The following is a 3,785-nucleotide window of genomic DNA, read 5'->3' on the forward strand; positions in this document are numbered from 1 at the left end:
GCCGACCATGCCGCTGGCCGCCGCGTCGAACGCCCGGCACCGCCCGTCCGGGGACAGCATTCCGTCCGGCCGCGCGGAGTTGTGGTCCAGCCCGCCACCGGGCCGCACCGCGACACCGCCGGCCAGCGCGAGGTCGCATTCGCCGGCCAGCAACGCCTGCCCGGCAAGGTGTACCGCGACCAGTGAGGTGGAGCAGGCGGTCTGCACCACGACGCTCGGCCCGCGCAGGTTCAGCTTGTGCGAGGCGCGCATCGTCAGGTAGTCCTTGTCGCAGCCGATGAGCAGCTGCGAGTCGTCCAGCAGGTCCCGGTGCCGGGGACTGGCCAGCACGTCGAGCAGGTAGCGGCTCATCGAGGAGCCCGCGAAGACGCCGGTGACGGGCCGGGTGGCCGCGTTGCCGTAGCCCGCGTCCTCCAGCGCTTCCCAGGCACACTCCAGAAACAGCCGGTGCTGCGGGTCGGTGCGCTCGGCTTCCTTGGGGGACAGGCCGAAGAAAGCGGCGTCGAACAGGTCGTGCCCGGCCAGCACGCCCTTTGCCGGCTGCCCGTCGGACACCGAGTCCACGCCGGCACACAGGTTCGCCCAGTAGGCCCGCACGTCCGGCGCACCGGGGAACCGCCCGGCCATGCCGATGATGGCGACCGCGTCCTCGTGCGTCATGCGGCACCCCGCATCCGGCGGCGGCGCTGCTCCTGGCGGCCCCGGCCGGCCCGGCGCGACTCGTCCTGTTCCCCGGCCGGATCCCGCGCGCCCGCGCCGCTGAGGAACGCGGCGAGCGTGCGCACGGTGGGATACCGGAACAGGTCGACGATCCGCAGTTCCTCGTTCAGCGGGCGAAGCTGTTCGTGCGCCTGGATCAGCAGCAGCGAATGGCCGCCGATCTCGAAGAAGTTCTCGTCCAGCCCGACCGCGTCCACGCGCAGCAGGGTCTGCCACACCTCGGCGATCCGGCGTTCGGTCGGGGTGCCCGGCGCCCGGAAGCCCACCGACCGGATGGCCGGCCGGGCTGCCGGCAGCGCGGCCCGGTCGACCTTTCCGTTGGGGGTGCGGGGCAACTCGGCCAGCTCGACCACCTGCGCCGGCCGCATCCAGGCCGGAAGCTGCTCGCTCAGGTAGTCGCGCAGGTCCGCCGGCGCACCGACCACATAGGACACCAGGGTTCCGTCGGTGGCGACGGTGACCGCGGCCCGCACGTCCGGGTGGCGCAGCAGCACGCCGTCGATCTCGTCCAACTCGATCCGGTAGCCCCGGATCTTGACCTGATGGTCGGTGCGGCCGACGAAGTCGATCTGTCCGTCCGGCCGGTACCGGGCCAGGTCTCCGGTGCGGTACATCCGGCTGCCCGGCGGGCCGTACGGGTTGGGCAGGAACCGCTGCGCGGTCAATGCCGGCCGGCCCAGGTAGCCGCGCGCGATGCCGTTGCCGGCCAGGTACAGCTCGCCGGTCACGCCGACCGGGACCGGTTCGTTGTGCCGGTCCAGGATGTAGGCCTGCCAACCGGGGATCGGCCGGCCGATCGGCACCCGGCGCTCACCCGGCCGGCACAGCGCGACCGTGCTCCACACCGCCGCCTCGGTGGGCCCGTACTCGTTGTACAGCGGCACCTCCGGCAGCGCGGCATGGTGCGCGTCGACCAGTCCGGGCGGCACCGGCTCCCCGGCCACCACCACGGTGTCCAGCCGGATCGGTTTTGTGGCAAGAAGTTGGTAGAGCGAGGGCAGACAGACCAGGTGGCTCACGTCCGGCCGGTTGACCAGCCCGGCCAGGTGGTCCAACTCCAGTTGCCGGCCCTCGGCGGGCAGGTGCAGGGTGGCGCCGGCGCACAGGCTCCAGAAGATCGACGCGATCGAGGTGTCGAAGGCGACCGAGGACAGCAACACCAGGCCGTGCACCGGCCGGTCGTAGACCGCCATCCGGGCGGCGGTGGACGCGGCCAGGTTGGCGTGGCTGACCGCGACACCCTTGGGCGTTCCGGTGGAGCCGGAGGTGTAGATCACGTAGGCCAGGTGCTCCGGCCGCAACCGCGGCGCCGGCACCGGTCGCGCCGGGCCGGACACCGGCTCGTCGAGCAGGATCGCTCCGGGTTCGCCGTCGAGCAGTCCGCGCTGGGTGAGCAACAGCGCCGGCCGGGCATCGGCGAGGATCCGCGCGGTCCGGGCGGCCGGATAGTCCGGGTCCAGCGGCAGATAGGCGCCGCCGGCCCGGAGCACCGCCAACAGGCCGATGATCAGTTCCGGGCCGCGCCGGGCGCACACCCCGACCAGCACGTCCGGGCCGACCCCGCGATCCCGCAGCCGGGCGGCGAGCGCGGCGGCCCGTCCGTCCAGCTCCGCATAGGTGAGGGACAGGTTCTCGGCGACCAGCGCGATGGCGGCCGGCCGGGACGCGGCCCGCTCGGCGATCAGGTCCGGCACGAACCGGGCCGGCCCGGGCGGCGCCGGCTGGTCCACCCGCTCCAGCCACTCCTCGTCCGGCAGGAGCGCGAGTGTACTCAGTGGACGGTCGGGTGCGGCCAGAATGCTTTCCAGCAGGGTGTGGTAATAGCCGGCGATCCGGGCAACGGTCGGTTCGTCGAACAGGTCGCGCCGGTACTCCCAGCGGGCCTCCAGGCCGCGGTCGGGCCGGTGCGCGATGGTCAGCGTGAGGTCGAACTTGGCCACCCCGGTCTCGAGCTCACCGGCCGCGAGCCGTAGCCCGGGCAGCTCCCGCTCGGCCGGCGGGTCGTGCACCACGGTGAACATCACCTGAAACAGCGGGTTGCGGCCCGGATCGCGGGCCAGCGCGAGGTGTTCGACCAGATACTCGAACGGCAGGTCCTGGTGCTGGTAGGCGGCCAGCGTGGTTTCCCGGGTGCGGGCCAGCAGGGTGGCGAAGCCGGGGTCGCCGGACAGGTCTGTGCGCAGCGCCAGGGTGTTGACGAAGAAGCCGATCAGCGGTTCCAGCGCGGGGTCGGTGCGGCCCGCGATCGGCGTGCCCAGCACGATGTCGTCCTGCCCGGACAGCCGGCCGAGGAGGGCGGTGAAGGCCGCGCCCAACGCCATGAACAGCGTCGCGTCGCCGGCGCGGGCCAGCGCCTGCATCGCCTCGGCCAGCTCGGCCGGCAGCTCCTGCCGGTAGCTCGCTCCGGCGTTGCTCGGAATGACCGGCCGGGGCCGGTCGGTGGGCAGCTCCAGGACCGGCGGCGCACCGGCCAGCTGCCGGCGCCAGTAGTCGAGCTGGTCGGTCAGCCGCTCGCCGGCCAGCCAGTCCCGTTGCCACAGCGTGTAGTCCGCGTACTGCACCGCGAGCGGGGCGAGCGCCTCGCCACGGTAGTGCGCGGCCAGCTCGTCCAGCATCAGGGTGAGGGAGGCGCCGTCGCAGGCGATGTGGTGCACGGCGATGATCAGCTCGTGCGTGCTGCCGGCGAGGCGGACCAGCTGGGCGCGCAGCACCGGGCCGGCGGCGAGGTCGAACGGCGCGGTGGCGGCCCGGCGCCGAAGTGCGGCCAGCTCGCCGGGCGGGGCAGCGGTCAGGTCGGTGACCGGCAGCGGAACCGGTGCGGGGTCGAGGATCCGTTGGTACGGCTGGCCGGCCACGACCTCGAACACGGTGCGCAGCGCCTCGTGCCGGGTCACGATCGCGGACAGCGCGGCGGACAGCGCGGCCTCGTCGAGGGCGCCGGTCAGGCGCAGCGCGCCGGCGATGATGTAGGTGTTCTCCGGGATGAGCTGTTCGAGGAACCACAACCGTTGCTGGGCGAAGGAAAGCGGAACGCGCTCGCGCCGGCCGGGCACCGGCGCCGGGCC

General features: G+C 73.4%; 2 protein-coding genes. Both read right to left on the reverse strand.

What is annotated here, in order from left to right:
- Positions 1 to 660 (reverse strand): polyketide synthase (locus tag VFO68_RS33925; RefSeq protein ID WP_325162533.1); only part of this gene is annotated, 660 nt, incomplete at its 3' end.
- The coding region (locus VFO68_RS33930; protein WP_325162534.1) for an amino acid adenylation domain-containing protein at positions 657 to 3,785 on the reverse strand (3,129 nt) is incomplete at its 5' end. The genes VFO68_RS33925 and VFO68_RS33930, both read right to left, overlap by 4 nt.

This window comes from Actinophytocola sp., assembly GCF_035712165.1.
Classification (GTDB): Bacteria; Actinomycetota; Actinomycetes; order Mycobacteriales; family Pseudonocardiaceae; genus DASYTH01.